Source organism: Kitasatospora sp. NPDC028055, assembly GCF_040637885.1.
Taxonomy (GTDB): Bacteria; Actinomycetota; Actinomycetes; order Streptomycetales; family Streptomycetaceae; genus Kitasatospora.
This window is the reverse complement of sequence record NZ_JBEZXE010000117.1, coordinates 1-1,340: the sequence shown is the minus strand read 5'-3', so window position 1 is coordinate 1,340 and position 1,340 is coordinate 1. Positions and strand designations below refer to the sequence as shown.

Sequence of the window (1,340 nt, the reverse complement as noted above, 5' to 3'; positions counted from 1 at the left end):
GGCCCCGGCCTCGATCGGAACCGTCTTCGTGCTGGCGACGGAGAGAGCAGCCGTGGGGTGGGGGGAGGCCGACGCGGGGGAGGCGTCCGTGGTGACCGCTCCCTGTTGTGGTTCCGCTGAGTGCGGCGCGGACGGGAGAGCCAGGCACAGGGCGGCCGTGGTGCAGGCCACGGCCGCGCCCAGGGCGTGCCGGCGGTGGCGGCGCCGGTCGGCGCGTCGGCGGATCTCCGCGGCGGGCAGGGCCGGTGCGGGCAGCTGGGTGCCGAGCAGCCGCAGCCGGTCGCCGACGGTGTCGTGGATGGGGTCGTGGGTGGGGTCAGACACTGAGCTTTCCTTCCGCGCTGGTCGGGATCCGGTCGGCGAGTCTGGCCGCGAGCGCGGTCCGGCCGCGGGCGAGGCGGCTCTTGACGGCGCTGACGCTGGCGCCCGTCTCGGCCGCGACCTGCTCGACGGAGAGGTCGCACATGTGGTGCAGGACCAAGGCGCTCCGCTGTGCCTCGGGGAGGTCGCGGAGCGCGGTGACCAGCATCAGGTGCTCCTCGGTGGGCGGCTCGACGGTGGGTGGTTCCCGGTGCTGGTGGCGTCCGGCCAAGTGCAGGCCCCGGGCCAGACGCCGCCAGCGGGAGACGGCCAGCCGCCGGGCCGTGGTCCGGATCCACGCCTCCGGGGCGTGGTCCGGGTCGAAGGTGCGCCTTCGGTCCCACGCGCGGATGAAGGCCTCCTGCACCACGTCCTGCGCTTCGGACCAGTTGCCGGTCAGCGCGTAGAGCTGCCCGGTCAGGCGGGAGAAGGACGCCGCGTAGAACGCGTCGAACTCCTGTGGCGTCATCAAGGGCCTCTCCTCCGGGGCTGTCCGTCGGTCACTTCGCGGCACTGGCGGCTCGCGGGGAAGCACTCCTCGGCGATGGTGGAGCCGTGCGGCGTGGGCGGAGCTTCCCGCTCTGTACGCACCAGCGCCGGCCCCGGGTTGCACCCACGGCCTGTGGCATGGATCACGTGTGCGGGGTGCGACCCGCCGGGCGTCGGCAGGCGTACCGGGGCGCGGGCATCAACCGGACGCCCGCAGGAAAGGACACGGATTCATGCGTATCCGCCCGATCACGCTCATCGCCGCCACCGCCGCGGTCATCGCGACTGCGGGGGGAGCGGCCACCGCCGCGACCAGTAGCTCCACCCCCACTCCCACTCCCACGGCCGTCCCCACGGCCCAGGGCCAGCCCTCCGCTGCGCCCGCCGCCCCGACGGCCGCCGGCGGTGGCTCGTCCGTCACCCGCGCGCCGGCCACCCCGGCTGCTTTCTCCGTCGCCGGCACGAAGACGGTTCCGATCGAGGCCGGGGCG

The 1,340-nt window shown here is 74.9% G+C and carries 2 protein-coding genes and 1 pseudogene; all 3 read right to left on the bottom strand.

Going from position 1 to position 1,340, the window contains the following annotated elements; all coding sequences use genetic code 11:
• A pseudogene (locus AB0F71_RS39895) lies at positions 1–324 on the bottom strand (hypothetical protein); the annotation flags it as partial.
• Positions 317–829, bottom strand: coding sequence for a SigE family RNA polymerase sigma factor (locus AB0F71_RS39890; RefSeq protein WP_360246236.1), 513 nt, complete (start codon positions 827–829; stop codon positions 317–319). The gene AB0F71_RS39890 and the pseudogene AB0F71_RS39895, both read right to left, overlap by 8 nt.
• A gap of 219 nt (positions 830–1,048) precedes the next feature.
• The coding region (locus AB0F71_RS39885; RefSeq protein WP_360246233.1) for a hypothetical protein at positions 1,049–1,340 on the bottom strand (292 nt) is incomplete at its 5' end.